The sequence below is a fragment of the Pseudomonas sp. xss_2 genome (assembly GCF_043104195.1).
GTDB lineage: Bacteria > Pseudomonadota > Gammaproteobacteria > Pseudomonadales > Pseudomonadaceae > Aquipseudomonas > Aquipseudomonas urmiensis.
The window spans coordinates 59,116-85,419 of record NZ_JBICKL010000032.1 but is presented as its reverse complement, the minus strand read 5'-3'; the positions used below and the strand labels follow the sequence as shown (position 1 = coordinate 85,419).

At 62.4% G+C, this 26,304-nt stretch carries 24 protein-coding genes; 13 read left to right on the top strand and 11 right to left on the bottom strand.

The genetic code is table 11. From position 1 onward, the window contains the following. Positions 1-81 precede the first annotated feature (81 nt). The 9 genes from bioB to ACF8K2_RS04685 all read left to right on the top strand — a co-directional run bounded on the left by bioB (position 82) and on the right by ACF8K2_RS04685 (position 10,578). Entirely contained in the window at positions 82-1,140 is a 1,059-nt protein-coding gene (gene bioB, locus ACF8K2_RS04725; protein ID WP_186552717.1) for a biotin synthase BioB, read from the top strand. A 2-nt stretch (positions 1,141-1,142) separates the two neighbouring features. Then, positions 1,143-2,315 (top strand): 8-amino-7-oxononanoate synthase, encoded by a 1,173-nt coding sequence (bioF, locus tag ACF8K2_RS04720; RefSeq protein WP_392463694.1) that lies wholly within the window; start codon positions 1,143-1,145, stop codon positions 2,313-2,315. Beyond that, complete coding sequence (locus ACF8K2_RS04715; RefSeq protein WP_392463693.1) at positions 2,308-3,039, top strand: alpha/beta fold hydrolase; 732 nt, start codon at positions 2,308-2,310, stop codon at positions 3,037-3,039. Before bioF ends, ACF8K2_RS04715 begins: the two co-directional genes overlap by 8 nt. Beyond that, positions 3,032-3,856 (top strand): malonyl-ACP O-methyltransferase BioC, encoded by an 825-nt coding sequence (gene bioC, locus ACF8K2_RS04710; RefSeq protein ID WP_392463692.1) that lies wholly within the window; start codon positions 3,032-3,034, stop codon positions 3,854-3,856. Before ACF8K2_RS04715 ends, bioC begins: the two co-directional genes overlap by 8 nt. Position 3,857: 1 nt before the next feature. Further along, positions 3,858-4,538, top strand: a complete 681-nt coding sequence (bioD, locus tag ACF8K2_RS04705; protein WP_264235329.1) for a dethiobiotin synthase — start codon at positions 3,858-3,860, stop codon at positions 4,536-4,538. Between the two features lie 147 nt (positions 4,539-4,685). Further along, positions 4,686-4,982 (top strand): pyrroloquinoline quinone biosynthesis protein PqqE, encoded by a 297-nt coding sequence (locus ACF8K2_RS04700; RefSeq protein WP_186552712.1) that lies wholly within the window; start codon positions 4,686-4,688, stop codon positions 4,980-4,982. A gap of 298 nt (positions 4,983-5,280) precedes the next feature. Continuing rightward, positions 5,281-7,086 carry a phenylacyl-CoA dehydrogenase gene (locus ACF8K2_RS04695; protein ID WP_392463691.1) on the top strand — a complete coding sequence of 602 codons (1,806 nt, stop codon included), beginning with the start codon at positions 5,281-5,283 and terminating at the stop codon, positions 7,084-7,086. Positions 7,087-7,392: 306 nt separating this feature from the next. Beyond that, the gene (locus ACF8K2_RS04690; RefSeq protein WP_392463690.1) at positions 7,393-8,676 is read left to right on the top strand and encodes a diguanylate cyclase; all 1,284 of its coding nucleotides are present in this window, start codon (positions 7,393-7,395) and stop codon (positions 8,674-8,676) included. Positions 8,677-8,799: 123 nt separating this feature from the next. Beyond that, positions 8,800-10,578: an acyl-CoA dehydrogenase C-terminal domain-containing protein gene (locus tag ACF8K2_RS04685; protein WP_392463689.1), complete on the top strand. Its 1,779-nt coding sequence runs from the start codon at positions 8,800-8,802 to the stop codon at positions 10,576-10,578. 333 nt (positions 10,579-10,911) lie between these two features. Here the strand turns inward: ACF8K2_RS04685 and ACF8K2_RS04680 are convergent, their stop codons facing one another. Then, a complete protein-coding gene (locus tag ACF8K2_RS04680) occupies positions 10,912-11,835 on the bottom strand; it encodes a LysR family transcriptional regulator (RefSeq protein ID WP_264235332.1) in 924 nt (307 codons plus the stop codon). 228 nt (positions 11,836-12,063) lie between these two features. Between ACF8K2_RS04680 and ACF8K2_RS04675 the strand changes: the two genes are divergently transcribed. Both ACF8K2_RS04675 and ACF8K2_RS04670 read left to right on the top strand, forming a co-directional pair. Further along, on the top strand, positions 12,064-13,341 hold the full coding sequence (locus ACF8K2_RS04675) for an aspartate aminotransferase family protein (protein ID WP_392463687.1): 1,278 nt from the start codon (positions 12,064-12,066) through the stop codon (positions 13,339-13,341). 167 nt (positions 13,342-13,508) lie between these two features. Next, positions 13,509-13,667 carry a YqaE/Pmp3 family membrane protein gene (locus ACF8K2_RS04670; protein WP_033727371.1) on the top strand — a complete coding sequence of 53 codons (159 nt, stop codon included), beginning with the start codon at positions 13,509-13,511 and terminating at the stop codon, positions 13,665-13,667. 84 nt (positions 13,668-13,751) lie between these two features. On the opposite strand, the gene ACF8K2_RS04665 is transcribed toward ACF8K2_RS04670, so the two are convergent. The 9 genes from ACF8K2_RS04665 to ACF8K2_RS04625 all read right to left on the bottom strand — a co-directional run bounded on the left by ACF8K2_RS04665 (position 13,752) and on the right by ACF8K2_RS04625 (position 23,890). Continuing rightward, entirely contained in the window at positions 13,752-15,584 is a 1,833-nt protein-coding gene (locus ACF8K2_RS04665) for a prolyl oligopeptidase family serine peptidase (protein ID WP_392463686.1), read from the bottom strand. Then, positions 15,550-16,710, bottom strand: coding sequence for a pyrroloquinoline quinone biosynthesis protein PqqE (gene pqqE, locus ACF8K2_RS04660; protein ID WP_392463685.1), 1,161 nt, complete (start codon positions 16,708-16,710; stop codon positions 15,550-15,552). The genes ACF8K2_RS04665 and pqqE overlap by 35 nt, the downstream gene beginning before the upstream one ends. Continuing rightward, positions 16,682-16,957, bottom strand: coding sequence for a pyrroloquinoline quinone biosynthesis peptide chaperone PqqD (gene pqqD / locus ACF8K2_RS04655; RefSeq protein WP_186552704.1), 276 nt, complete (start codon positions 16,955-16,957; stop codon positions 16,682-16,684). The genes pqqE and pqqD overlap by 29 nt, the downstream gene beginning before the upstream one ends. Continuing rightward, a complete protein-coding gene (gene pqqC / locus ACF8K2_RS04650; protein WP_186552703.1) occupies positions 16,954-17,709 on the bottom strand; it encodes a pyrroloquinoline-quinone synthase PqqC in 756 nt (251 codons plus the stop codon). Before pqqC ends, pqqD begins: the two co-directional genes overlap by 4 nt. Positions 17,710-17,718: 9 nt before the next feature. Next, on the bottom strand, positions 17,719-18,630 hold the full coding sequence (gene pqqB, locus ACF8K2_RS04645) for a pyrroloquinoline quinone biosynthesis protein PqqB (protein WP_392463684.1): 912 nt from the start codon (positions 18,628-18,630) through the stop codon (positions 17,719-17,721). A gap of 89 nt (positions 18,631-18,719) precedes the next feature. Next, positions 18,720-18,791: a pyrroloquinoline quinone precursor peptide PqqA gene (pqqA, locus tag ACF8K2_RS04640; protein ID WP_003243383.1), complete on the bottom strand. Its 72-nt coding sequence runs from the start codon at positions 18,789-18,791 to the stop codon at positions 18,720-18,722. 169 nt (positions 18,792-18,960) lie between these two features. Continuing rightward, on the bottom strand, positions 18,961-21,276 hold the full coding sequence (pqqF, locus tag ACF8K2_RS04635) for a pyrroloquinoline quinone biosynthesis protein PqqF (RefSeq protein ID WP_392463682.1): 2,316 nt from the start codon (positions 21,274-21,276) through the stop codon (positions 18,961-18,963). 119 nt (positions 21,277-21,395) lie between these two features. Continuing rightward, a complete protein-coding gene (locus tag ACF8K2_RS04630) occupies positions 21,396-22,193 on the bottom strand; it encodes a carbon-nitrogen hydrolase family protein (protein WP_392463681.1) in 798 nt (265 codons plus the stop codon). A 14-nt stretch (positions 22,194-22,207) separates the two neighbouring features. Beyond that, entirely contained in the window at positions 22,208-23,890 is a 1,683-nt protein-coding gene (locus tag ACF8K2_RS04625) for an NAD(P)/FAD-dependent oxidoreductase (RefSeq protein ID WP_186552699.1), read from the bottom strand. 630 nt (positions 23,891-24,520) lie between these two features. On the opposite strand from ACF8K2_RS04625, the gene ACF8K2_RS04620 reads away from it, so the two are divergent. Continuing rightward, on the top strand, positions 24,521-24,811 hold the full coding sequence (locus ACF8K2_RS04620; RefSeq protein WP_186552698.1) for a DUF3077 domain-containing protein: 291 nt from the start codon (positions 24,521-24,523) through the stop codon (positions 24,809-24,811). A gap of 17 nt (positions 24,812-24,828) precedes the next feature. On the opposite strand, the gene ACF8K2_RS04615 is transcribed toward ACF8K2_RS04620, so the two are convergent. Then, positions 24,829-25,290, bottom strand: a complete 462-nt coding sequence (locus ACF8K2_RS04615; RefSeq protein WP_186552697.1) for an Lrp/AsnC family transcriptional regulator — start codon at positions 25,288-25,290, stop codon at positions 24,829-24,831. Between the two features lie 319 nt (positions 25,291-25,609). On the opposite strand from ACF8K2_RS04615, the gene ACF8K2_RS04610 reads away from it, so the two are divergent. Then, positions 25,610-26,293, top strand: a complete 684-nt coding sequence (locus tag ACF8K2_RS04610) for a glycosyltransferase family 25 protein (protein WP_392463680.1) — start codon at positions 25,610-25,612, stop codon at positions 26,291-26,293. The last annotated feature ends 11 nt before the right edge of the window (positions 26,294-26,304 follow it).

The window sequence follows — 26,304 nt, the reverse complement described above, 5'->3', positions numbered from 1 at the left end:
CCGTAACTATTGCCGCTATCCGTGATGCGCTGGCGGCTTTGCTGTCCCCGCGCCAGTCAGAGCCTAGATAAGGAAACGCCGATGAGCGCCAGCACAACTGCAACAACACGTCACGACTGGGCCTTGGCCGAAGTGAAGGCACTGTTCCAGCAACCGTTCAATGACCTGCTGTTCCAGGCGCAGACCGTACACCGCGCGCACTTCGACCCAAACCGCGTGCAAGTCTCGACGTTGCTGTCGATCAAAACCGGCGCCTGCCCGGAAGATTGCAAATATTGTCCGCAGTCCGGTCACTACAACACCGGCCTGGAAAAACAGAAGCTGATGGAAGTGCAGAAGGTGCTGGAGGAGGCCGCCCGCGCCAAAGCTATCGGCTCGACCCGCTTCTGCATGGGCGCGGCCTGGAAGCATCCGTCGGCCAAGGACATGCCGTATGTGCTGGAGATGGTCAAAGGGGTCAAGGCCATGGGCCTGGAAACCTGCATGACCCTCGGTCGCCTCGATCAGGAGCAGACCGCAGCGCTGGCCCAGGCGGGCCTGGACTACTACAACCACAACCTCGACACTTCGCCTGAGTTCTACACCAGCATCATCACCACCCGTACCTACAGCGAGCGCTTGCAGACTTTGGCCTACGTGCGTGACGCCGGGATGAAGATCTGCTCGGGCGGCATCCTCGGCATGGGCGAGTCGCTCGACGATCGCGCCGGCCTGCTGATCCAGCTGGCCAACCTGCCAGAGCACCCGGAGTCGGTGCCGATCAACATGCTGGTCAAAGTCGCCGGGACCCCGCTGGCCGAAGAAGAAGATGTCGACCCGTTCGACTTCATCCGCATGCTGGCGGTGGCGCGCATCCTCATGCCTAAATCCCATGTGCGTCTGTCGGCTGGCCGCGAGCAGATGAACGAGCAGATGCAGGCCCTGGCCTTCATGGCGGGTGCCAACTCGATCTTCTATGGCGAGAAGCTGTTGACCACTGCCAACCCGCAGGCCGACAAAGACATGCAACTGTTCGCCCGCCTGGGGATCAAGCCCGAAGCGCGCGAAGAGCACGCCGACGAAGTGCACCAGGCGGCCATCGAACAGGCCCTGGTCGAGCAGCGCAGCAGCGAGATGTTCTACGACGCAGCGTCTGCCTGAACATGGCCTTCGACCTGACGGCGCGCCTGGCCGAACGGCGCGCCGCCGACCTGTATCGGCAACGCCCGCTGCTGCAAAGCCCGCAGGGGCCGGAGGTGGTGGTCGATGGCCAACCGCTGCTGGCCTTCTGTAACAATGACTACCTGGGCCTGGCCAATCACCCGGAGGTGATCGCCGCCTGGCGCGCCGGTGCCGAGCGCTGGGGTGTCGGCGGCGGTGCTTCGCACTTGGTCATTGGCCACAGTACCCCGCACCACCAGCTCGAAGAAGCCTTGGCCGAACTCACCGGGCGCCCGCGCGCGCTGCTGTTTTCCACCGGCTACATGGCCAACCTCGGTGCGATTACCGCGCTGGTAGGGCAGGGCGATACCATTTTGCAAGACCGCCTCAACCACGCCTCGCTGCTCGATGGCGGGCTGCTCAGTGGGGCGCGCTTCAATCGCTATCTGCACAACGACCCTGACAGCCTGGCCAAGCGCCTGGACAAAGCGACCGGCAGCACCCTGGTGGTCACCGATGGCGTGTTCAGCATGGATGGCGACCTCGCCGACCTGCCTGCACTGGCCGAGACCGCTCGGGCGCGCGGCGCCTGGTTGATGGTCGATGATGCCCATGGCCTGGGCACGCTGGGCGCCACCGGTGCCGGCATCGTCGAGCACTTCGGTCTGGGCCTGGACGACGTGCCGGTGCTGATCGGAACCCTGGGCAAGGCCTGCGGCACGGCTGGGGCTTTTGTCGCTGGCAGTGAAGAACTGGTCGAGGCGCTGGTGCAGTTCGCCCGACCCTACATCTATACCACCAGCCAACCGCCCGCCCTGGCCTGCGCCACGCTCAAGAGCCTGGAGTTGCTGCGCCGCGAAAGCTGGCGCCGGGAGCATCTGGCTGCGCTGATCCGCCAGTTCCGTCAAGGCGCCGAGCAGATCGGCCTGCAACTGATGGACAGCCCCACCCCGATCCAGCCGATCCTGATTGGCGACAGCGCGCGGGCCTTGCGCCTGTCGCGCATGCTGCGTGAGCGCGGGTTGCTGGTGACGGCCATTCGTCCGCCGACCGTGCCGGCCGGCAGCGCGCGTCTGCGCGTTACCTTGAGCGCCGCGCACAGTGAGGCCCAGGTCCAGCTATTGTTGAATGCATTGGCCGAGTGTTATCCACAGCTGGAGTCCGCCGATGCGTAACCGACTGATCCTCTTGCCCGGCTGGGGCCTGGGCACTGCTGCACTGGAGCCGCTGGCTGCCAGCCTGCGCGCCCAAGACTCACGCCTACAGGTCGAGTTGATGCCGTTGCCGGAGTTGCCCGAGGGCGATGTGCAGGCGTGGATCGACTACCTGGACCGCAAACTGCCCACTGACACCTGGCTGGGCGGCTGGTCGCTCGGCGGCATGCTCGCCAGCGAGCTGGCGCACAAGCGCGGCGACCACTGCTGCGGGTTGCTGACCCTGGCCAGCAACCCCAGCTTCATCAGCCGAGCGGACTGGCCCCACGGCATGGCGCCAGACACCTTCGGTACTTTTCTCGATGGCTGCCGCAGCCATCACCAGGTGACCCTGAAACGCTTTCGCAGCCTGTGCAGTGAGGGAGCGCAGATGCCGCGCACCCTGTTGCGCCAACTCGGCGTCGGAGTGCCGGACACCGACCCGCTGTACCTGGCCAGCGGCCTTGAGGTGTTGACCAAGCTCGATACCCGTGCGGCCCTGGAGCAGTACGCCGGCCCACAGCTGCACCTGTTCGCCGGGAGCGATGCGCTAGTGCCGGCAGAGGCGGCCAAAGCCTTGAGCGAGTTGTTGCCGGATGTCGAGGTGGGGTTGGTCGAAGAAAGCTCCCACGCCTTCCTGCTGGAATACCCGCAGGAGCTTGCGGCGGGCATCAAGAGTTTTTTGCATGAGAGTGGTGATGACTGATCTTTCCCAGCCAAGCCTGCCCGGCAGCTTGCCCGACAAGCGCCAGGTGGCGGCATCGTTTTCCAAGGCGGCAGCCAGCTATGACAGTGTCGCCGCGTTGCAGCGGGCGGTCGGCGAGGCGTTGCTCGAACAGCTGCCTGCTGATCTGACGCCGTCGAGCTGGCTCGACCTGGGCAGCGGCACCGGCTACTTCAGCCGCGCCCTGGCCGAGCGTTTTGCCGCAGCACTGGGGGTAGCGGTGGACATCGCCGAAGGCATGCTTGGCCACGCGCGCGGCCACGGTGGTGCTCATTTTCATGTAGCCGGCGATGCCGAGCGCCTGCCCTTGCAGGCAGAAAGCGTCGACCTGGTGTTCACCAGCCTGGCGGTGCAGTGGTGCAGCCAGTTCTCCAGTGTGCTCAGCGAAGCGCAGCGGGTATTGCGCCCAGGCGGTGTGCTGGCGTTCAGCAGTCTATGCGTGGGCACCCTGGAGGAGCTGCGCACCAGCTGGCAGGCCGTCGATGGCATGGTCCACGTCAACCGCTTCCGCCATTTTGAGGACTACCAGCGCTTGTGCGGCGAGAGTGGCCTGCACCTGCTTGGCCTTGAGCGCCGCGCCCATGTCCTGCATTACCCGGATGTACGCAGTTTGACCCATGAGCTCAAAGCCCTCGGCGCGCACAATCTCAACCCTGGCCGCCCCTCGGGATTGACTGGGCGGGCGCGCATGCAGGGTTTGTTGCAGGCCTACGAGCAGTTCCGCCAGGCACAGGGCCTGCCTGCCACCTATCAAGTGGTTTATGGTGTGCTGCGCAAGCCATTGCAGCCTGGGGAGTGACATGAGCAAGGCCTATTTCATTGCCGGAACCGACACCGACGTCGGCAAGACCACCATCGCCGCCGGCCTTTTGCATGCGGCTCGGTTGCAAGGGCTGAGTACCCTGGGTGCCAAGCCGGTGGCGTCCGGGTGTGCGGTGACTGCCAAGGGGTTGCGCAATGCCGATGCGCAGGCGCTGATCGACGAAAGCACGTTCAAGCTGGCCTATGAGCTGGTCAACCCGTTTGCTTTCGAGCCGGCCATTGCTCCTCACCTGGCGGCACGGGAAGCTGGAATCGCGCTTGGCGTACCTGCGCTGCTAGCGCCTATGCAAACGGTGCTCAAGCAGGGTGCAGACTTCACCCTGATCGAGGGCGCGGGCGGCTGGCGAGTGCCATTGTCTGATCACGCCAATCTGTCCGACCTGGCGATTGCCCTGAAGCTGCCAGTGATTTTGGTGGTGGGGGTGCGTTTGGGCTGCATCAACCATGCGCTGCTCAGTGCCGAGGCGATTGCTCGGGATGGGCTGCAACTGGCCGGGTGGGTGGCCAACATCATCGAGCCGCGGACTTCACGCTTGGAAGAGAATCTTGCCAGCCTGGCCGAGCGGTTGCCGGCGCCTTGTCTGGGGCGGGTGCCCAAGCTTAAGCAGGCCAGTGGTGCTGCGGTGGCTGAATACCTGCAGTTGGATTTGCTGGATTAGCTTGGGCAAGGCTAGGCTGCGGAGTTTGGCGGATATGCCTCGGGTCTATCAGCTGGCACTAGGCTATTAGGGATTTAAACGGGCCTTTTCGCCCTAGGGCTGCTTTAATGAAGCCTGTTCGTTATCCAGCGTCATTGGAGTTTTGACATGGAAATCACCGGTAGCTCTGCCTACTACGCGGGTCTCGGCGCCATCCAGGCCGGGCAGAACCGCGTCGATCAGGCCGCCAGCCAAATCGCCAACCAAAGCGTTGAGCGCAACGCCACCAGCCAGTCCAGCGACTATCAGGCCGAGCGCCTGCGCGCTGTCGATCGCAGTCAGCAAATGGATCTGGCCACCAGCACTGTGCAATTGGCGCTGGGCAAAAACGAAGTCGAACTGGGCGTCAAAGTCGCCAAGGCTTCCGATGAAATGCTCGGCAGGTTCATCGACACCTACGCCTGATTGCAGGTACCACAACTTTCTCGTGGGAAACGTTCTCGTGGGAGCGGGCTTGCCCCGCGATTGCGCCAGCCCTGATCACGTGGTCGAAGGCTCGGATGTCATCGCGAGCCAAGCCCGCTCCCATGTTTGTTTGGCCGTGGCATAAATGCCCTGTTTAGCGACGTAAATGGCACCATAGTCCCTCCTTGACATTACCGGCCCCTAAACGTAAGTTTCAAACAACTGTTTGACCGAAAGCCACCAAGAGCTGGTCGGTATCAGCGGTCACCCCACCGGACTCCTCAAGAGGTTCATCGCAATGCCTGAATACAAAGCCCCCTTGCGTGATATTCGCTTCGTTCGCGACGAGCTGCTCGGCTATGAAGCGCACTATCAAAGCCTGCCGGGTTGCGAGGACGCCACGCCCGATATGGTCAACGCGATTCTTGAGGAAGGCGCGAAATTCTGTGAGCAGGTGCTGGCCCCGCTGAACCGCGTTGGTGACCTGGAAGGCTGCACCTGGAGCGAGTCGGGCGTTAAAACCCCCACCGGCTTCAAGGAAGCCTACAAGCAGTTCGTCGAAGGTGGCTGGCCGAGCCTGGCCCATGACGTCGACCACGGCGGCCAAGGCTTGCCTGAGTCGCTGGGCCTGGCGGTGAGCGAGATGGTCGGTGAGTCGAACTGGTCGTGGGGCATGTACCCAGGCCTGTCGCACGGCGCCATGAACACCATCTCCGAGCACGGCACCGCCGAGCAGCAAGAGACCTACCTGACCAAGCTGGTGACTGGCGAATGGACCGGCACCATGTGCCTGACCGAGCCGCACTGCGGCACCGACCTGGGCATGCTGCGGACCAAGGCCGAACCACAGGCTGATGGCTCCTACAAAGTGTCCGGCACCAAGATCTTCATTTCCGCTGGCGAGCACGACATGGCCGATAACATCGTCCACATCGTCCTGGCTCGCCTGCCCGATGCCCCAGCGGGCACCAAAGGTATCTCGCTGTTCATCGTGCCCAAGTTCCTGCCGACCGCCGATGGCGGCGTGGGCGAGCGCAATGGCGTCAGCTGTGGTTCGCTCGAGCACAAGATGGGCATCCACGGTAACGCCACCTGCGTAATGAACTTCGACAGCGCCACCGGCTACCTGATCGGCCCCGCCAACAAGGGCCTCAATTGCATGTTCACCTTCATGAACACCGCTCGCCTGGGTACCGCGCTGCAAGGCCTGGCCCACGCTGAAGTGGCGTTCCAGGGTGGCTTGAAGTACGCCCGTGATCGCCTGCAAATGCGCTCGCTGACTGGCCCCAAAGCACCGGACAAGGCCGCTGACCCGATCATCGTCCACCCCGACGTGCGGCGTATGCTGCTGACCATGAAGGCCTTCGCCGAAGGCAACCGCGCGATGGTCTACTTCACCGCCCAGCAGGTCGATATCGTCAAGTACAGCCAGGATGAAGAGGCCAAGAAAAAGGCCGACGCCCTGCTGGCGTTCCTGACCCCGATCGCCAAGGCGTTCATGACCGAAGTCGGTTTCGAAGCCGCCAACCACGGTGTGCAGATCTACGGTGGCCATGGCTTCATCGCCGAGTGGGGCATGGAGCAGAACGTGCGCGACAGCCGTATCTCGATGCTGTACGAAGGCACCACCGGCATCCAGGCCCTGGACCTGCTCGGGCGTAAGGTGCTGATGACTCAAGGCGAAGCGCTCAAGGGCTTCACCAAGATCGTCCACAAGTTCTGCCAGGCTCAGGAAGGCAATGAGTCGGTCAAGGAGTTCGTCGAGCCACTGGCGGCGATCAACAAGGAATGGGGCGAGCTGACCATGAAGATCGGCATGGCCGCCATGAAGGACCGTGAGGAAGTCGGCGCCGCTTCGGTCGACTACCTGATGTACTCCGGCTATGCCTGCCTTGCGTACTTCTGGGCCGACATCGCCCGCCTGGCCGCTGAGAAACTGGCTGCTGGCACCAGCGAAGAGGCGTTCTACACCGCCAAGCTGCAGACTGCGCGCTTCTACTTCCAGCGCATCCTGCCACGTACCCGCACCCACGTCGCAGCCATGCTGTCCGGCGCTGACAACCTGATGGCGATGGACGAAGAGCATTTCGGCCTGTCGATCTAAGCCCAGCGGCTGTACGAAAAACCGCCTGCCCTCACCGGCAGGCGGTTTTTTGCTTTTAGCGCTACAAAAATCCTGTGGGAGCGGGCTCGTCCCGCGATGGCGCTTGCCCAGACAGCATCGTTGAACCTGCTGACGCTATCGCGGGCAAGCCCGCTCCTACAGGCGCTGTTGTATCTGGTAACGAGAAAACCTCAAGGAGCAGGGCCAATCTGCCGTTAAACACCCGGTGTATTCATCTATTCATGTGCGCTGCCGATGAACTAAAGGCACAATGCCATTATTGATCTGCCGGGTCGGAGATTACCCTTGTTTCAACTATCCGCTGTACGCGTGAGCCATTTCCTGCCGTCGCTGGTGTTGCTGGTGTCGGGGCTCGCGGCGGCTTACGTGCGAGACCTCAGCGTCTTCTTCACGTCGCTGTTCAATGTTCTGCCCACCTTGGTCCTGTTGCTGGGCGGTGCCTACTGTGCGGTGTACCGCCGCCAGCGGGAACTGTTCCTGATGGTCACGGTGTACATCGCCTACTTCTTGCTCGATACCCAGACCGACTTCTACCGCGATAACGGTCGGGTACGTGAAGACGCCGCCGTCATCTTCCATCTTGTGTGCCTACTGTTGCCGGCATTGTTCGGCTTATTCGCGGCTTGGCAGGAGCGCACCCATCTGGCCCAGGACATGCTGGCCCGGTTTGCCGTGCTGTTCGCGGTCGGCAGCGTAGCGGTGGCGCTTGAGCAGAGCTTTCCGGACGCCCTGCTGGCCTGGCTGGCAGAGATTCGCTGGCCCTCGCTGCATGGTCAGTGGATGAGTCTGATCCAGTTGGCCTACCCACTGTTCTTCGGCGTGTTCATCTTGTTGGTGGTGCAGTACCTGCGCCAGCCACGGCCACTGCATGCGGCGCAGATCATTGGTCTGATCGGTATTTTCTGGATGCTGCCCAAAACCTTCATCCTGCCGTTCACCCTGAACATCATGTGCAGTCAGGTGATGCTGATGATCGCGGCGGCGGTTTCCCACGAGGCCTACCAGATGGCTTTTCGTGACGAGCTGACCGGCCTGCCGGGGCGTCGCGCCCTGAACGAGCGGATGCAGCGCCTTGGCCGCAACTATGTGATCGCCATGACCGACGTCGACCACTTCAAGAAATTCAACGACACCCATGGCCACGATGTCGGTGACCAGGTGCTGCGCCTGGTCGCCAGCCGTTTGTCGAAAGTCACCGGTGGCGGTAGGGCTTATCGCTACGGGGGCGAGGAGTTTGCCTTGGTGTTCGCCGGCAAGACCGCCGAGGAGTGCATGCCGCATCTGGAAGCGGTGCGCGAGATGATCGCCAACTATGCTATCCAGCTGCGTGACCAGAACAGTCGCCCGCAGGATGATTCGGCAGGGCGCCAGCGCCGTGCTGGTGGGGCCAACAGCACGGTGTCGGTGACCATCAGTATTGGTGTCGCCGAACGCCTGGTCGATCACCGCAACCCAGAAGCGGTGCTCAAATCGGCGGATGAAGCGCTCTACAGCGCTAAAGGTGCAGGGCGCAATTGCGTGATGATGTACGGTCAGCAATCGCGGCGCGGGGCCGTGCGAATGGCGTGACTACGGCTGACTTATGGGTCATGTGATGACCCTATGTCTCGCAAAAGTTGTTCGGTTACACTGCCGTCAACCCAGTGCCGCGGTCCTGCGTGACCGCCCCGACCCTACTAGCGAGAGGTTGTCATGGCTGACTATAAAGCGCCCCTGCGCGATATGCGCTTCGTTCTCAATGAAGTCTTCGACGTGGCCACGCTCTGGTCGCAGCTGCCCGAACTTGCCGAGGCGGTCGACCAAGACACGGCCATGGCCGTGTTGGAAGAAGCGGGCAAGGTCACCAGCAAGTCCATCGCGCCCTTGAGCCGCTCTGGCGATGAAGAGGGCTGTCATTGGGACAACGGCGCAGTGCGCACTCCAGCCGGTTTCATCGATGCCTACAAGACCTACGCTGAAGGCGGTTGGGTCGGCGTTGGCGGCGACCCGCAGTTCGGCGGCATGGGCATGCCCAAGGCGATCTCGGCTCAGGTCGAGGAAATGGTCAACGCCTCCAGCCTGGCCTTCGGCTTGTACCCGATGCTGACGGCTGGCGCTTGCCTGTCGATCAATGCTCACGCCAGTGAAGCGCTGAAAGAGCAGTACCTGCCGAGCATGTATGCCGGGGTTTGGGCCGGCTCCATGTGCCTGACCGAGCCCCATGCGGGCACCGATCTGGGGATTATCCGCACCAAGGCCGAGCCCCAGGCCGACGGCAGCTACAAGGTCAGCGGCACCAAGATCTTCATCACCGGCGGTGAGCACGACCTGACCGAGAACATCATTCACCTGGTGCTGGCCAAGTTGCCAGATGCCCCGGCTGGGCCCAAGGGCATCTCGCTGTTCCTGGTGCCGAAGTTCCTGGTCAATGCGGATGGTAGCCTGGGCGCGCGCAACCCGGCCACCTGCGGCTCGATCGAGCACAAGATGGGTATCCAGGGCTCGGCTACCTGTGTGATGAACTTCGACGAGGCGGTCGGTTACCTGGTGGGTGAGCCCAACAAAGGCCTGGCGGCGATGTTCACCATGATGAACTACGAGCGCCTGGGTGTGGGCATTCAGGGCCTGGCTTCGGCCGAGCGCTCTTACCAGAACGCCGTCGAGTACGCCCGCGACCGCCTGCAAAGCCGCTCGCCCACTGGCCCGCAGGCCAAGGACAAGGTGGCCGACCCGATCATCGTCCATCCGGATGTGCGGCGCATGCTGCTGACCATGAAGGCACAGATCGAAGGTGGCCGAGCGTTCTCCACCTATGTCGCGATGCAGTTGGACAGCGCCAAATACAGTGAAGACCCAGTCACCCGCAAACGCAGCGAGGAGCTGGTTGCGCTGCTGACCCCGGTGGCCAAGGCCTTCCTCACCGACCTGGGCCTGGAGTGCACTGTGCACGGCCAGCAGGTGTTCGGCGGCCACGGCTACATCCGTGAATGGGGGCAGGAGCAGCTGGTGCGCGATGTGCGCATCACGCAGATCTACGAAGGTACCAATGGCATTCAGGCGCTCGACCTGATGGGGCGCAAGGTGGTGGGCAGCGGTGGCGCGTTCTATCGCCTGTTCGCTGACGAGATTCGTCAATTCATCGGTACTGCCGGGGCAGATCTGGGCGAGTTCACTCAGCCGTTGGGCGCTGCCTTGGAGAAGCTCGATGGGCTGACTGAGTGGGTACTGGAGCAGGCCAAGGCTAATCCGAACGAGATTGGTTCGGCGTCGGTGGAGTACCTGCACGCCTTTGGTTACGTCGCTTACGCCTACATGTGGGCGTTGATGGCGCGGGCTGCCAAAGCGGGTGAGGGGGATGAAGCGTTCTATGGCGCCAAGCTTGGCACTGCGCGGTTCTACTTTGCCCGATTGCTGCCGCGGGTTGATTCGCTGGTGGCTTCGGTGAAGGCCGGGAGTGAGTCGCTGTACCTGCTGGATGCTGCGCAGTTTTAGTTGTTTTTGGGAGCGCTGTGCGGCCCTTCGCGGGGCAAGCCCGCTCCCACAGTTACGGCACCGACCGTTAGAGCGGCGCAGCGGACCCCAAGCCAGGACTGACAATAAATGACTCACATTTGTAAGCATTCTCTTACGCAACGTGGTGACTTTTCGCCTCTTTCATAAGATTGGATCCACGGTTAATCTTTCTTACATGGACGGAGCGTAGGAAGCGCAAAGGACAGAACAGGGACACGTAGGAATTCCTGCCAGGGTGGCGGGACGATAGGGATGTCAGGGAAACAGTCTGGAAAACCCCGCTTCGGCGGGGTTTTCTTTGTGCGCGTGTTTTTATCCCAACACGTCCAATGGCGAAACGCCCAGCGCACGGGCGTCGGTTTCTTCTTCCAGCAGCGTGCGCAGCAGCTCCACAGACGCCTGCTGGCGCTGGGCATCGCGAAACACCAAACCCACCTTGAGCGGTACTCGTGGCTCGCTCAGCGGCTTCCACAGCAGCTCCTGATCGTCTTCGGCAGCATCCTTGGCCCGCCCCGGCAGAATGGTCGCCAGCGAAGTGTGCGCCAGGCTGTCGAGAATCCCGCCCATGTTATTCATCTCGGCCTGCACCTGCGGCCGCCGCCCTTGGTTGGCCAACTGTTCTTTCCAGATCTGCCGGATCTGGAACTCCTCGCCCAGCATCAGCATGGGCAATTCGGCGGCTTGTCTGATCGAGACCTTCTTGAAGTCTTTCAAGGGATGGGTATTGGGGATGACCAGCTGCAGCTCATCTTCGTACAGCATCAAACCATGCAAGCCGGGCTGTCGTGGCGGCAGGTAGCTGATGCCGATGTCCAGGTTGCCATTGAGCAGCCGCCGTTCGATCTCCAGCCCCGACAGTTCATAGATCTGCACGACCAAATGCGGCTGGGCCTTGCGTACCCGCTCGAGCAACTGCGGCACCAGGCTTGGCCGCACGGTCTGCAGCACGCCGATGGCCAGGGTGCGCAGCGACTGGCCCTTGAAGTTGCGCATGGCCTCATGCGCCCGCTGCAAGCCATCGAGCAGCGGCTGCGCATGGTTGTACAGGGTGTGCGCGGCAAGGGTCGGCAACAGGCGCTTGTTACTGCGCTCGAACAGGCTCAGGTCGAGGCTGTGTTCCAGCTGCCGGATCTGTTGCGACAGGGCGGGTTGCGACAGCGACAGGCGCTCGGCGGCACGGCCTACGTGGCCTTCCTCATACACCGCGACGAAATAGCGCAGTTGGCGAAAATCCATAAGTAACACTTATCGAAAAAGCTGGAAAAATGAAATGGCCGCTTGGCCGCTAAGCCCCTAGTCTATCGCCGTATTCAAGCGCTACACAGCGGTCTTTTGATCGATTGTTACCGCTGATGAAAAACACTTTTGATAGGCAAGGCTAAAAGATCGGTTTTGACCTGATCAATACTCTCCGGCACATGACCGGACCTTGACCGCCATCTTGCGTGATGAGTTGGAGCCCTGATGAACCTGTTCAACCTGCGCCGCTCGGCCGCTGTCGTTGCCGAGCCCAAGCGTGCAGCGGCAATCGAGCCGCAGGCGGCAGCGTTGTCTCGCGAGCGGTTGATGCCGAGCGCCGAGCGCGCGCCGCAGGTGTTCGTGCGTGGCCAGGGTTCCTGGCTGTGGGACGACGACGGCCATGCTTATCTGGATTTCACCCAGGGCTGCGCGGTCAACAGCCTCGGCCATAGCCCCAGCGTGTTGGTCAAGGCACTGGGTAACCAGGCCCAGGCGTTGATCAACCCCGGTGCGGGCTTTCACAGCCGAGGGTTGCTGGAACTGGTCAATCGCCTGTGCCAGAGCACCGGCAGCGATCAGGCGTACTTGCTCAACAGTGGCGCCGAGGCCTGCGAGGGTGCGATCAAGCTGGCGCGCAAGTGGGGCCAGCTCCATCGTAACGGCGCCTACCACATCATCACTGCCAGCCAGGGCTGTCATGGTCGCAGTCTGGGCGCGCTGTCGGCGTCCGACCCGCTGCCTTGCAACCGCTGCGAACCCGGTCTGCCGGGCTTTAGCAAGGTGCCGTTCAACGACCTGGCAGCGCTGCATGCTGCCGTCGACTCGCGCACCGTGGCGATCATGTTGGAGCCGATCCAGGGCGAGGCCGGGGTCATCCCAGCCACCCGTGAGTACCTCAAGGGGGTCGAGCAGCTGTGCCGCGAGCTGGGCATCCTGCTGATCCTCGACGAAGTGCAGACCGGCATTGGCCGCTGCGGCGCCTTGTTGGCCGAGCAAACCTACGACGTGCGTGCCGACATCATCACCCTTGGCAAAGGCCTGGGTGGCGGCGTGCCGCTGGCGGCCTTGCTGGCCCGGGGCACTGCCTGCTGCGCCGAACCTGGCGAGCTGGAAGGCAGTCATCATGGCAATGCGCTGATGAGCGCCGCGGGGCTGGCGGTATTGCGCACGGTGCTCGAACCGGGGTTCTTCGAGCACGTCCAGGACAGTGGCCGGCACTTGCGCGAGGGCTTGAGCCGCCTGGCCGGCCGCTATGGCCAGGGCGAGGTACGCGGGCAAGGCTTGCTGTGGGCGTTGCAGCTGCAAGAAGACCTGGCTCAGGAGCTGGTCGAGGCGGCGCTGCACGAAGGCTTGTTGCTCAATGCGCCGCAGGCGGATGTGGTGCGCTTCTCTCCGGCGCTAACCGTGAGCAAAGGCAATATTGACGAGATGCTGCTACGCCTGGCTCGGGCTTTCGCCCGCCTGCATGCGCAGCAGCATAACCGCCGCGAGGTGCCGGCCTGACCGGCCACCCGGGCATACAGAATTTCAACGAACCGTCTCGCGTTCCTGCGCATCGCCCTTGGCCTGCTTCATTTGGCCCGGGGCGTTTTTTTTGCCTGTCGATTGTGTGTGGAACCTCTGGGCAGGGCGGCTAGTCTCTGTTTAAACCCTTTCACGGAGAGACCTGCATGGACTTCATTCGCATCATCATCGCGATTCTTCTGCCGCCGCTGGGGGTGTTCCTTCAGGTTGGGTTTGCCGGGGCGTTCTGGCTGAATATCTTGCTGACCCTGTTGGGCTACATTCCCGGTATCGTGCACGCGGTGTACATCATCGCCAAGCGCTGAGTCAGCACGCGTGACTTCGCAGGCACAGTGCGGTTCCCGTAGGGGCTGGCTTGCCTGCGAGCAGCTGCGCAGCAGCCGCAACACCTACCAGCCCAACACCCGGCAATAAAACTTCCACTCCTCTTCCAAGGCATGCGCCAGGTTCTCGGCCTTACGAAACCCATGCCGCTCCCCAGCATAAAAATGCCCTTCAGCCTCAACCCCATTGGCCTTGAGCGCCGTCAACATATCCCGGGTTTGGGCGGGCACCACGACCGCATCCAGCTCGCCCTGGAAGAAGATCACCGGCGCCTTGATCTGATCGGCATGCAACAAAGGCGTGCGTTGCCGGTAGCGCTCGGCATCGATTTCAGGGTCACCAATCAGCCAGTCCAGATAATCTCCTTCGAACTTGTGTGTCGCCCGCCCCAATGCCAAGGGATCGCTGACCCCGTACAGGCTGGCACCGGCGCGGAATACATCGTGGAAGGCCAGGGCGCACAAGGTCGTGTAGCCCCCGGCGCTGCCACCACGAATGAACGCCTTGTGCGGATCGATCAGGCCTAACCCTGCAAGGTGCGCCACCGCCGCACAGGCATCCTCCACATCGATCTCGCCCCAGCGCAGGTGCAGCGCCTGGCGGTACGCCCGCCCATAGCCACTGCTACCGCGATAGTTGAGGTCGGCCACGGCAAAGCCGCGCTGGGTCCAGTACTGGATGCGCGCATCCAGCACGGGGTAGCACGCTGAGGTCGGGCCGCCGTGGATGAACAGCACCAGCGGCGCGGCGCCTTGGCCACGCATGGCGGGATAGAAAAATCCATGGGACTGGCCATCGCCACTGGGATAGCGGATTGGCTGAGGACGGCTGACCCGCTCGGCGGGCAGGGGTAGGCCGCCACCGGCCAGAACGCGAATCTGTTGGCTAGCCCGCTCGATCGCGATGACCGCAGGCGGGCTGATTGGCGATGCCGCGATGGCATAAAGATAATTCTCATCCATCGCCAGGCTGCGAAAGCGTGTGTAGTCGCTGGCGTAGCGCTGTACCTGATGGCCCTCTGTGCGCAACCCAAGGTGACCGAAGCCTTCCTCGAACCAGGTAGCCAGGTAGGCCTCAGGACCGAGCGCTATCCAGGTGCTGGCGCCCAGTTGCCAGGGCGCGGCGGCGTGGTCGGCAGCCGTTGCGGGCAAGGCTTGCCATTGGCCGTCGAGCTCAGCCCAGGGTTGCCAGAAACCATTGCGATCGCACAGGCAATAGAGCCGGCCTTGCCCATCGAAACGCGGTTGCTGCAGTGACTGGTCCTGGTCGCCATCACCGGCTACGCAACGAGTCAAACCCCAGCCGCCCTGGCTATCGCGCTCACGGCACATAAGCCGGGTGCGAGTCCAGGGCTGCGCGGGGCGATCCCATTCAATCCAGGCCAGGCGCTGGCCGTCGTCGCTCAAGGTCGGCGAGGCGTAGAAGTCGGCGCCTTCTGCCAACACTTCGCGGTCTTCGCCTTCGAGGCTGACCAGGCGATGCTCGACGCTTGCGGCATACAACTCCTCTACTGCCAGCAGGCGATCATCGCGCCACAGCACATCACCATAGCGACGGTCAGCCGCTTGAGTGAGTGCTCTGGGCGCCGAGCCATCGAGCGCCTGGGTATAGACCTGTTGATCGGCCTCGTTGACGAACACCAGCCCATCGCCACCCAGGCAGAAGCTGCCGCCGCCGTACTCGTAGACCCGGCTGCGCACGCTGAAACCCTCTGGAGTCAGGCAGTGGGCCTGTTGATTGCGCCAGTGCCATAGCCGGCACGCGCCATCGGCGGGGCGAAACTCGTTCCAGAACAAACCAGCGGCGCCGACCTTGAGGTCAGCGAAATCGGTACCGGCCGCTACGGCCTGGGCGGCGCTGAAGTCAGCCGCGGACGATGACACGTGAGTTGCGCTCATTGCGGAAAGTCAGCTCTTCAATGGCCAATTGGGCATGCTCGGCGTCTTCGCGTGCCTTGAGGATGATGCCGTGATCAGGCGACTTGGCGCACACCGGGTCAGCGTTGCTGGCATCCCCTGTGAGCATGAAGGCCTGGCAGCGGCAGCCGCCGAAGTCCTGTTCCTTTTCATCGCACGAGCGGCACGGTTCGGGCATCCAGTCGTAGCCGCGAAAGCGGTTGAAGCCGAACGAGTCGTACCAGATGTGCCTGAGGTCATGATCGCGCACGTTGGGGAACTGCACCGGCAATTGGCGCGCGCCGTGACAGGGCAGGGCGGTGCCGTCCGGGGTGACGGTGAGGAAGATGCTACCCCAGCCGTTCATGCAGCCCTTGGGGCGTTCTTCGTAGTAATCGGGGGTGACGAAGATCAGCTTGCACGGGTTGCCGGCAGCCTTGAGCTGGTCGCGGTATTGATTGGTGATGCGCTCGGCCCGCTCCAGCTGTGCGCGCGTTGGCAGCAGGCCAACCCGGTTGAGGTGGGCCCAGCCGTAGAACTGGCAGGTGGCGAGCTCGACGAAGTCGGCCTCCAGGGCGATGCACAGCTCGATGATGCGGTCGATCTTGTCGATGTTATGCCGATGGGTGACGAAGTTGAGCACCATCGGATAGCCGTGGGCTTTGACTGCCCGGGCCATCTCCAGCTTTTGCGCGAAGGCCTTCTTCGAGCCGGCGAGCAGGTTGTTCACCTGTTCGTCGCTGGCCTGGAAACTGATCTGGATATGGTCCAGCCCGGCTTGCTTGAAGTCAGCGATGCGCTGCTCGGTCAGGCCGATGCCGGAGGTGATCAGGTTGGTGTAGTAGCCCAGGCGCCGCGCCTCGCCGATCAGTTCGGCCAGATCCTGGCGCACCAGCGGCTCACCGCCGGAAAAGCCCAGCTGAGCGGCGCCCATTTCGCGCGCCTCGGCCATCACCTTGAACCACTGCTCGGTGCTCAGCTCCTGGCCCTGGGCAGCGAAGTCCAGGGGGTTGGAGCAGTACGGGCATTGCAGCGGGCAGCGGTAGGTCAGCTCGGCCAGCAGCCACAGCGGCAGGCCGACGGGCGGTTTCGCCGGCACCTCAGGCGAGGACGATCCAGTGTTCGGCACGGGCCACCTCCATGAACTGCTCGATGTCATCGGCGACTTCGGGCACGTCGGGGAACTGCTGCGAAAGCTCGGCGATGATCGCCGCCACATCCCGCTGGCCATCGATCAGCCCGCCGATCAGCGCGGCGCTTTCGTTGAGCTTGATCATGCCCTCGGGGTATAGCAGTACATGGCCTTTTTGCGCCGGCTCGTACTGATAACGATAGCCAGGGCGCCAGTTGGGAACCAGTTGGCGATTGAAGCTCATAGGGCAATCCCCTTGTGCCAGACCCGCTCGCGGGTGACGGAGTGATAAGGCGGACGGTGCAGTTCGTAGGCCATGCTCATGGCATCGAGCATGCTCCAGAGGATATCCAGCTTGAACTGCAGGATCTCCAGCATGCGCTCCTGACCCTCGCGGGTGGTGTAGTGCTGCAAGGTGATCGCCAAGCCGTGCTCGACATCGCGGCGCGCCTGGCCCAGGCGCGTGCGGAAGTACTCGTAGCCGGCAGGATCGATCCACGGGTAGTGCTGTGGCCAGCTGTCCAGCCGTGACTGGTGGATCTGCGGGGCGAACAGCTCGGTCAGCGAGCTGCTGGCCGCTTCCTGCCAGCTGGCGCGGCGGGCAAAGTTGACATAGGCGTCGACGGCGAAGCGCACGCCCGGCAGCACCAGCTCCTGGGAGCGCAACTGATCCGGGTCGAGCCCGACCGCCTGGCCTAGTCGCAGCCAGGCCTCGATGCCACCGTCTTCACCCGGGGCGCCGTCGTGGTCGAGCAGGCGCTGGATCCACTCGCGGCGTACTTCGCGGTCTGGGCAGTTGGCCAGGATCGCCGCATCCTTCATCGGGATGTTGACCTGGTAGTAGAAGCGATTGGCCACCCAGCCCTGGATCTGCTCGCGGCTGGCGCGGCCTTCATACATCGCCACGTGGTAGGGGTGATGAATGTGGTAGAAGGCGCCCTTGGCGCGCAGGGCCTGCTCGAACTCGGCAGGGGACATCGGCGTTGCGTCGCTCATCAGGGCCTCCTACAGCTCGATGCTCATGCCGTCGAAGGCGACTTCCACGCCCCGGCGGACCACCTCGGCCCGCTCGGGCGAGTCTTCATCGAGAATCGGGTTGGTGTTGTTGATGTGGATAAGTACCTTGCGCTGGCGGGCGAAGCCATCGAGCACCTCGAGCATGCCGCCGGGGCCGTTCTGTGCCAGGTGGCCCATCTCGCGACCGGTGCGGGTGCCGACACCGCGCCGCTGCATTTCATCATCCTCCCACAGCGTGCCGTCGACCAGCAGGCAGTCGGCGCCGTGCATCATCTCCAGCAGCTTGGCGTCGACCTGGCCCAGCCCCGGGGCGTAGAACAGCTTGCCGCCGGTGCGCAGGTCTTCGACCAGCAGGCCGAGGTTGTCGCCTGGGTGCGGGTCGAAGCGGTGCGGCGAGTAGGGCGGGGCGGCGCTGCGCAGCGGGAACGGGGTGAACTTGAGGTTGGGGCAGGCGTCGATGACGAAGCTGCCTTCGAGCTCGATGCGGTTCCACACCAGGCCGCCGTTCCAGTGGCTGAGCATGTTGAACAGCGGGAAGCCGGTGGTCAGGTCCTGGTGGACCATGTCGGTGCACCAGACCTGATGCGGGCAACCTTCGCGCAGGCTGAGCAGGCCGGTGGTGTGGTCGATCTGGCTGTCGAGCAGGACGATCGCGTTGATCCCGGTGTCGCGCAGGGCGCGCGCCGGTTGCATCGGGGCGAAGGCTTGCAACTGGGCGCGGATGTCCGGCGAGGCGTTGCACAGGATCCAGTGCTCGCCGTCATCGGACAGGGCAATCGATGACTGGGTGCGCGCCGTGGCACGCAGCGAGCCGTCACGAAAACCCTTGCAGTTGACGCAGTTGCAGTTCCACTGGGGGAATCCGCCACCGGCGGCGGAGCCGAGAATCTGGATGTACATGGCTGCTCTCTATCCGAACTAGCGGAAAAACCTGTAGTGAAAAAACGCGAACGCCCCGGCGGACCGAGGCGTCGAACCGCAAGCAGGGCTTAGCGGTTGGCGAAGTACATGGTCACTTCGAAGCCGATACGCAGGTCAGTGTAAGCAGGTTTGGTCCACATGGGATTACTCCTTCCGGATGGGTCTGGGGGTTGTCAGCTACTTATTTGGTGCCGCCTTGCGCAGGAGGTTCCATTGGCTGGGATTGCGCTATCTTACAAGAAAAATTTGTACCGAAAGGTTAATTCTTTGAAAAGCGCCCTTGCACCTCAGGTAACAATCGACCTGCACTTAGTGCCACTGCGCGCTCGGCGCCGCAGCGTTGGCCAGGCACAACCAGCCGTGATCAGCCGCAAGTAGCGCTTGGCGCAACTCATCCAGTTGCGCTTGAGTGGTGCTGAGAATAGACCTGCGGATTGCACAAAGCTCGTGCGCTTCTGTCGCCAGATAGGTCTGCCATGCCCAGTGCGCGACATCGGCGTTGGGCATGGCAGTTTCTGCGAAACTGTCGGCCAAGGCCTGCTGCGCAGGGCCATCGAGTTTCACCTCTTGATTCAGCAGTGCTAGCAGGTGCTCGAGTATCTGCGTTGGCTTGGCGTGGGGAGATTGCACGCCGAACAGAAGCCCGCCGACCCCATCGATCTGACGAAAGGCACTGAATACGGCATAACCCAGCTGCAACTCGACGCGCAGACGCTGGTACACCGGGCCTTGCAGCAATTGCCCAAGTAGTCGCCCAACACCTTGCAAGGCAGCGGGCAACGGGCAGAACAGCAGCAATGCGTGTTCAGTCCCGGCAACCTCGACCGGCACCCAACGCCGGCCACGCACGCCTCCGGCAGGCGCGGACGCAGGGCGGCACCAGGATGTGTGCTGCAGCACCGCGCCCAACGCCGCCTGCTCAGCAACGCCAAACCCTACTGCCAAACCCTGCCACTGCGCCGAATGCCAAATCTGTTCGAGCATGGCCTGATTCGGTGCACAGGCGGGTATCGGCTCCGGCTGCGCTAGCGTCAAGGCATCAGGCAGTCGCTTGAGCAGGGCCCTGATCGGTATCAAGGCGGGCTCATCCGGGTCTGGCGCTTGCCAGCTGCTTTGAGCTGGGCGGTGCAACACCTGCAACGCCTCGCCAACGGTTCGAATCACCGCCGCTGGCAGCCCGGCGCAGCGCAGTTGCCAGTAGCGTTGACTGATGCTGAAATCCAGCTGCACAGATGCGCGCTCGGCGCGTTCCGTCAAAGGCCGCAAGGCGTGTTCGAGTACTGCATGCAAGCGTGTTCGCACCGGCGAGACGATCTGCCAGCGCAGATACAGCGCTGCGAATTGGCGATCGCTTGGCAGGCTGTCACTGACGCTCAGGCCTTCAGGCAGAGGCGCGCTGGCGGCGGGAAGTTCGTCTTGCAGGAGTGGATCGGCGCCCGGCAGTTGCCAGTCTGCGTGGCTGTGCAAGGGCAGGCTATCGAGTAGTGCGGCGAAGGCTTTCAGGCCTTGCCCATCGAGTGCCTGGAAAGCGCGGCCGGTACTGTCTCGGCGTGCCAGTTCTAGGGCACCGGCGGCTTGTTCTCGGCTGCGTTGCAAGTGAGCGAACGCTTCGTTCAATGGCTGCGTTTCGGCCTCGCGCAGGAACTTCAACCAGCCATAGAGTAAGGCTCGCGCCTCATCCTGATCAGCGTCCTCGCTTAGGTGCAGACGCACATGCCACAGTAGTTGCCCGGCGAAGGCATGCAGGCTGTCGGCTTTGCATGTCTGTAACCAGCCGCGCTTACGCAGCTGCGCTAGCCAGCCGCCCTCCCGACTATCGGTCAGGCAGGCGAGTAATAGCTCAAGTGCGGGTTCCGCGCCCGCAGGCAGATTCTGGTGAGCAAATAGCAGGTCCATTTGGCCTGAGCTGGGGCGCGGCTGTCGCAGAGGTCCATTGAGCAAGGGTGGCGGCAGGGCTTGGGCGACCCGCTGGCCGCTGGCAAATATGCTGCCGAACTGCCGGCCGAGCGCTTCCAGCTCATCCAGCGGCTGCGGGCCGCTCAGGCTCAAGACAATCTGGCCAGCCTGATAGAAGGTCGCGTGAAAATCGCTGAGTGCCTGCTGAAAGGCCGGATCCTGCAAGGCCAGGCTATGCCGGTTGCCTGCGTGGAAACCACTAAGGGGATGCTGCGCAGACACTGCCTGGAGCAGGGCGAATTGCTGCTGAGCTTCAGGGTTGCGTGACCAGGCAATGAACTCGGCATGGATCACCTCGCGCTCACGGCGCTGGCGATCAATGCTCAGGTCGGGCTCGGCGAGCATCTGGCACAGACGCTCCAGGCCGCCAGACAGTGCAGCGGGCGGCACCTCGAAGAAGAAGTCGGTGGTGCGCTCACGGGTACTGGCGTTGACCTGGCCGCTGACACGCTGGACGTAGCGCATCAAGCCGTCTTGCAGCGCAAAGCGGGCGGTGCCGAGAAAGAACAAGTGTTCGAGAAAGTGCGCCAAACCAGGCCATCGTGAAGGTGCGTCATGGCTGCCCGCATGCACCCGCACCGCAGCGGCCGCGCGCTTGAGGCGCGGGGCGTGGCGCAGGGTCAGCTGCAGGCCGTTGGTGAGGTTGAGGTGGCGGGTGGCGTCAGGCATGAGGGCTCCGGTGGCGAAGCATCATGCTAGCGCATATCCATGTCATTGATCAGCAGAGGGCCGGGGGCGAGGCCCTGTGGGAGCTGGCGCAGCCTGCGATGGGCAGGGTGATTTCCCATTCAGCCCTGTCGAGGCAGATGCAACTCCCGACGCAGATCGGCCAGGTAGGGAAACGCCTCGCGTCCCTGCGCCACTCGCTCGCGCTCCAGATCCGCCAGCAGCTGGCACTCATCGCGCCCGGCCATCGCCAGCAAGCTGCCATCGGGGCCAATGATGCTGCTCTGTCCACAGTAGTGGATTTCATCCTCGGCACCGCAGTAGTTGGCGTACACCAGATAGCACTGGTTCTCCTGCGCACGCGAACGCACGGTCACCTGGCAGACGAAATCGTAAGGCGTCATGTTGGCTGTCGGCACCAGGATCAATTCGGCGCCTTCGAGCGCCAAGCGCCGGGCATTCTCCGGAAACTCGATGTCGTAGCAGATCAGCATGCCGATCTTCCAGCCGTCGAGCTCGACCACCGGAAAATGATCCGCACCGGGGCTGAACATGGTCCGATCCAGCTCACCGAACAGGTGAGTCTTGCGGTAGTTGCACAGGCTGCTGCCATGGGCGTTGATCAACTGCACGCTGTTGTAGATCGCGCCGTCTTCGCCGCGCTCTGGGTAGCCATAGGCGATGGCGATGCGATGGGCCTGGGCGATCTCGACCACGGCCATGGCCGATGGGCCGTCATCGGCCTCAGCCAGGCGTTCGACGTGCTCGCTGCCGATGTTGTAGCCGGTCAGGTACATCTCCGGGCACACCAACAACTGCGCGCCACGAGCTGCTGCCAGTTGCGCCTGGTGTTGCAGGCGCTGCAGGTTGCCGGGCACGTCCAGTGGTCTGGGAGGCCCCTGGAACAGAGCGATGCGCATGCTGCCTCCTTGTCTCAGTCGGCCAGGGCGATCGGCCCGATTTCATCGAACACGTCGCCAGGACCGGGGTTGTCCGCGTGGGTCTTGCCACCAAAGTGATTCATGATACCCCACACGGCATTGAGCGAGGTCTGCACCGCGCCTTCCACCCAGGCCGGGGTCCACGACACGTCGTCGCCAGCAATGAAAATGCCACGCTGCTCGACTGGCATCTGCGCCTGCATGAAGTGCGCGTACATCCGCTGGTTGTAGCGATAGTGGCCCGGCAGCGCGCCTTTGAACGCACCGAGGAAGTGCGGGTCGGCTTCCCAGGAAATGGTGATAGGGTCGCCGATGATATGCCCAGCGATATCGGTTTTCGGGTAGATCTTTTTCAATGCATCGAGTGCCAGTTGCACGCGTTTTTCCACCGGGTGCGGGAGCATCTTCAGCGCATCGCTCATCCACGCATAGGACAGGCAGATCACCCCTGGTTTGTCGTCGCCGTTATCGAACAGGTAGGTGCCACGGGTCAGCCGGTCGGTGAGGGTCATGCTCATCAGGTCGCGACCGGTTTCTGGGTCTTTGTCTTTCCAGAACGGCCGGTCGACCATGACGAAGGTTTTCGACGACTGCATGTAGCGGGTGCGGTCCAGGGCCATCCACATCTTCTGCGAGAACAACGACTCTTCACAGTCGATCTGGGTGGTCAGCAGCCAACTCTGGCAGGTCGTCAGCACCGCCGCGTAATGGCGGCAGTCGCCCCAGTTGTCGGTGACTGCCAGGCGGCCGTCGCTGGCGCGGGCTATGCGCTTGACGCCGGTGCGCGGAGCACCGCCGTGCAGCGAGCTCAGGCTGGTACCTTCAGGCCAGTGCGCACAACGCTCCGGCACATGGCGCCAGATGCCCTGCGGCACTTGCTCGACGCCGCCGACCACCAGGTGTTGGTGGTCGTCGCAGTTGGTCATCACCACACGGAAGATTTCCAGCATCGAGTTAGGGAAGTCCGAGTCCCAACCACCGGTGCCGAAGCCCACCTGGCCGAACACTTCGCGGTGCTGGAAACTCAGTTTGGCGAAGGCTTTGGAGGTGGCGACGAAGTCGTAGAAAGTACGGTCGTCCCACAGCGGCACCAGGGTGTTCCACAGTTCTTTCAAGCGAGGCACGTCGCGGTCACGGATGGCCTGCTGGATGTCACCGAAGCGCGCACCGCTTTCCAGGGCGTCGGCCCAGGCATCGGCAACTTCCTGGAATAGGGCCGGCAAGTCGGCGGCTTTTTCCGCGTAGTAGGTCTGGCCTTCCAGATCGATCACGGTGCTACGTGAGGCAGGGGTGAGCGGGTTGGGGAAGGGTTTGGTTTCCAGGCCCAGCTTGTCGACGTAGTGGTAGAACGCCGTGGATGACACCGGAAAGCGCATTCCGCCCAACTCGGCGATGATCCCGTCGGTGCCGTTGAAGGCCTGCGAGCGCAGCCGCCCGCCCATCTTCGACGCCTCGTAGACCACCGGTTTGAGGCCCAGCTTCATCAGCTCGTAGGCCGCCACCAGCCCGGCGATGCCGGCGCCCACGATCGCCACTTCTTCACCATGACGCGCGGCCGGGATGCTACCCAGGCCAGCCGGGTGTTCCAGCCAATCATCGAAGGCAAAAGGGAAGTCCGGGCCGAAGATGGTGATCGGTTTTTTACCGTCGGCGGGGTGGCGATTGTTGTTGTTCATGTAATGACCTTGCCAGGGGCTGCGCGAGGGGCGGAGCCTGAGTATAGGAAATGCCTGGAGGTGATTTTAGAGGGGAGGTAGTTCGTAATTAAGACTCAACATGATGTCGATATGATTGATTTATCGTCATTTAGACGTGGAATTGGTTTTAATGACGAATGTGGATGAGGGCCTTGATGGGGAGGGTTTACCTTTGGATTGCACCTTCTCTTTGCGATTCGCATTGCTACGTCCTCGTGTGCAGAGGGGGCAGGCGTAACGGCAAAATGGCCTCGAAAAATTTCCTGTTGCCCAGCTGTGCCTAGTGGTGAAACGCACTCACCTAGGAAGCGTCTTACAGACTGCAAAAAATTCAGGACGTATCCTACGCGCGCTATCGCCTCGGTCTGGCTGTGCGGGAAATGGTTCATCGCTAACTTCCTGCAGTCACCGCAAATTCGGTGACTGGGCGTGAGAAACCCATCCCCCAACTTCGCACCAGGCTTGTTTCATGGCAGCTGTGCGCGGGCAGGCTTTTGCCTGGCCGGATTTCCAAGTTGGCCGGTTTCTCACCCCGCCCATGGCTGCCACCCTTTTCCTGTGAGAAAGAAAATAGGGGCAGTTTTCCAGAACCAACTTGGAAGCTGAATAGTGAAAAAGATCGTTCCCGATCCACCCCTCAAACTCAACCCGACCACCGAACAACCTTTCAGCACCTGCGAATCCAGCCATCCGCCAGTGTTCCACGTAAGCTCGGGTATCGACGCCGCTGACGCCTTGGTCCACGCCAGTCTGTTGGCCAACGGTATCCGCCAGATCGCCGATGATTACGCCCAACACCATGCTTCCGAATCACACAGCGGCCTGATCTGGACGATCCATCATTCAGCCGAGGCGATCAAAGCCCTGACTGACGCGGTGCTCGACGCGATGGAGCGTTGATGCCCAGGCGCAATTAGTCAGCCCGGCTGCCCGCGGTCCACTTTGCTGCTGAGGATGATCGAGGTGGTGGTTTTCTCCACGCCCTCAAGGCTGCCGATCTGATCGAGCAGTTGGTCCAGTTGCTCTGGAGAATCGCTGTGCAGCCACGCCACATAGTCGAACTCACCGCTCACCGCGCACAGCTGTTGCACCTGGCCCATGGCACTCATGCGCCGCACCACATCCTTGCCCGAACGCGGCTGCACCTTGATCCCGACATAGGCCTGCAGACCACCGCCTATCAGGCGCTGGCCCAAGCGCACGCCATAACCGGTTATAACCTTGCTCTTCTCCAGTCGCGCCAGGCGCGAATTGACCGTGGTGCGGGCAATGCCCAGGTGGCGAGCGAGGGTGGCGACGCTTTCACGGGCGTTGATTTGCAATAGCGCGATGAGCTGGCGATCGATTTCATCGAGGGCGATTTGACGGGAGTCTGGCATGACGGCTCTCTGTTCAGGAGGCCATAGACTAGTCAGCCCTTTGCACCTAGAGCAAGGCGGTTGAACAGCGCTTATTGCGCATGAGTTGGCCTATCCAACGAGAAAAGTTGCTTTCAGGTCTAAGCTCAGAGGGTAGGCCTGTTTGCCACACAGGTCTTTGCCAGGGAAATCGTCGCAATGTTGCAGGCGTCACAGATGGAGTAGAACGACGCCGGCAGGCCTGAAGTTAAGCAATAAAGTGAGCAGGTCGGCTGGAGCAAACCGTGGCCCGAGGCGCTTTAGCGTCGGTAAAGATTCACCTGTTCGAGAGATGGAAGGGATGACCAAACACAAGGACCTGAGCCGTCTGCAGATCGACGGCGTTTTCTGCATCAGCCTCAAGGAACGCAGCGACCGTCGCGAGTTATTGCAACGAGAGTTTGCTGCAAGTGGGCTGGATATCGAGTTCATGCTGGTGGATCGCGACCAATACAGTCCCGAGCGCGGCTGTTTCGACTCTCACATGAAATGCGCCAGAGCGGCGCTCGACCGCGGCTACCGGCGCATCCTGATTCTTGAAGATGACGCCACCCTGCTTACCTTCGACCCGATTCAGGTCGAGCAGATCAACAGGTTTTTCCAGCGCCGCGACCCTGAGCTGTTCTACCTCGGCGCCAACCTGGGCAAGGTCTGGCTAACCTGGACCCGCGGCATCGCCCGCGTACGCGCCAGGGGCACCCACGCCTACATCCTCTCTGCCCGTGGCTGCCAGCGTCTACTTGAAGAGGCGCCGTTCAATAACGTCGCTATCGACCGGGTGCTGTCCAAACGCTTCAAAGCCTATATGGCCTTCCCCATGCTCAGCCAGCAGCAGCCTGAAGAAATCGCCTCTAGCGACATCATTGCGGTGCGCTGTCTGGATGGGAAATACCCCGATGCGGCGTACTGGCGGGATAACTGGCGCCGCCAGTACAGCCAGGCACTGCGTAACTTTGGCAAGACGCTGTTGTTGCGCGATCTTTGAGGGGGTATCAG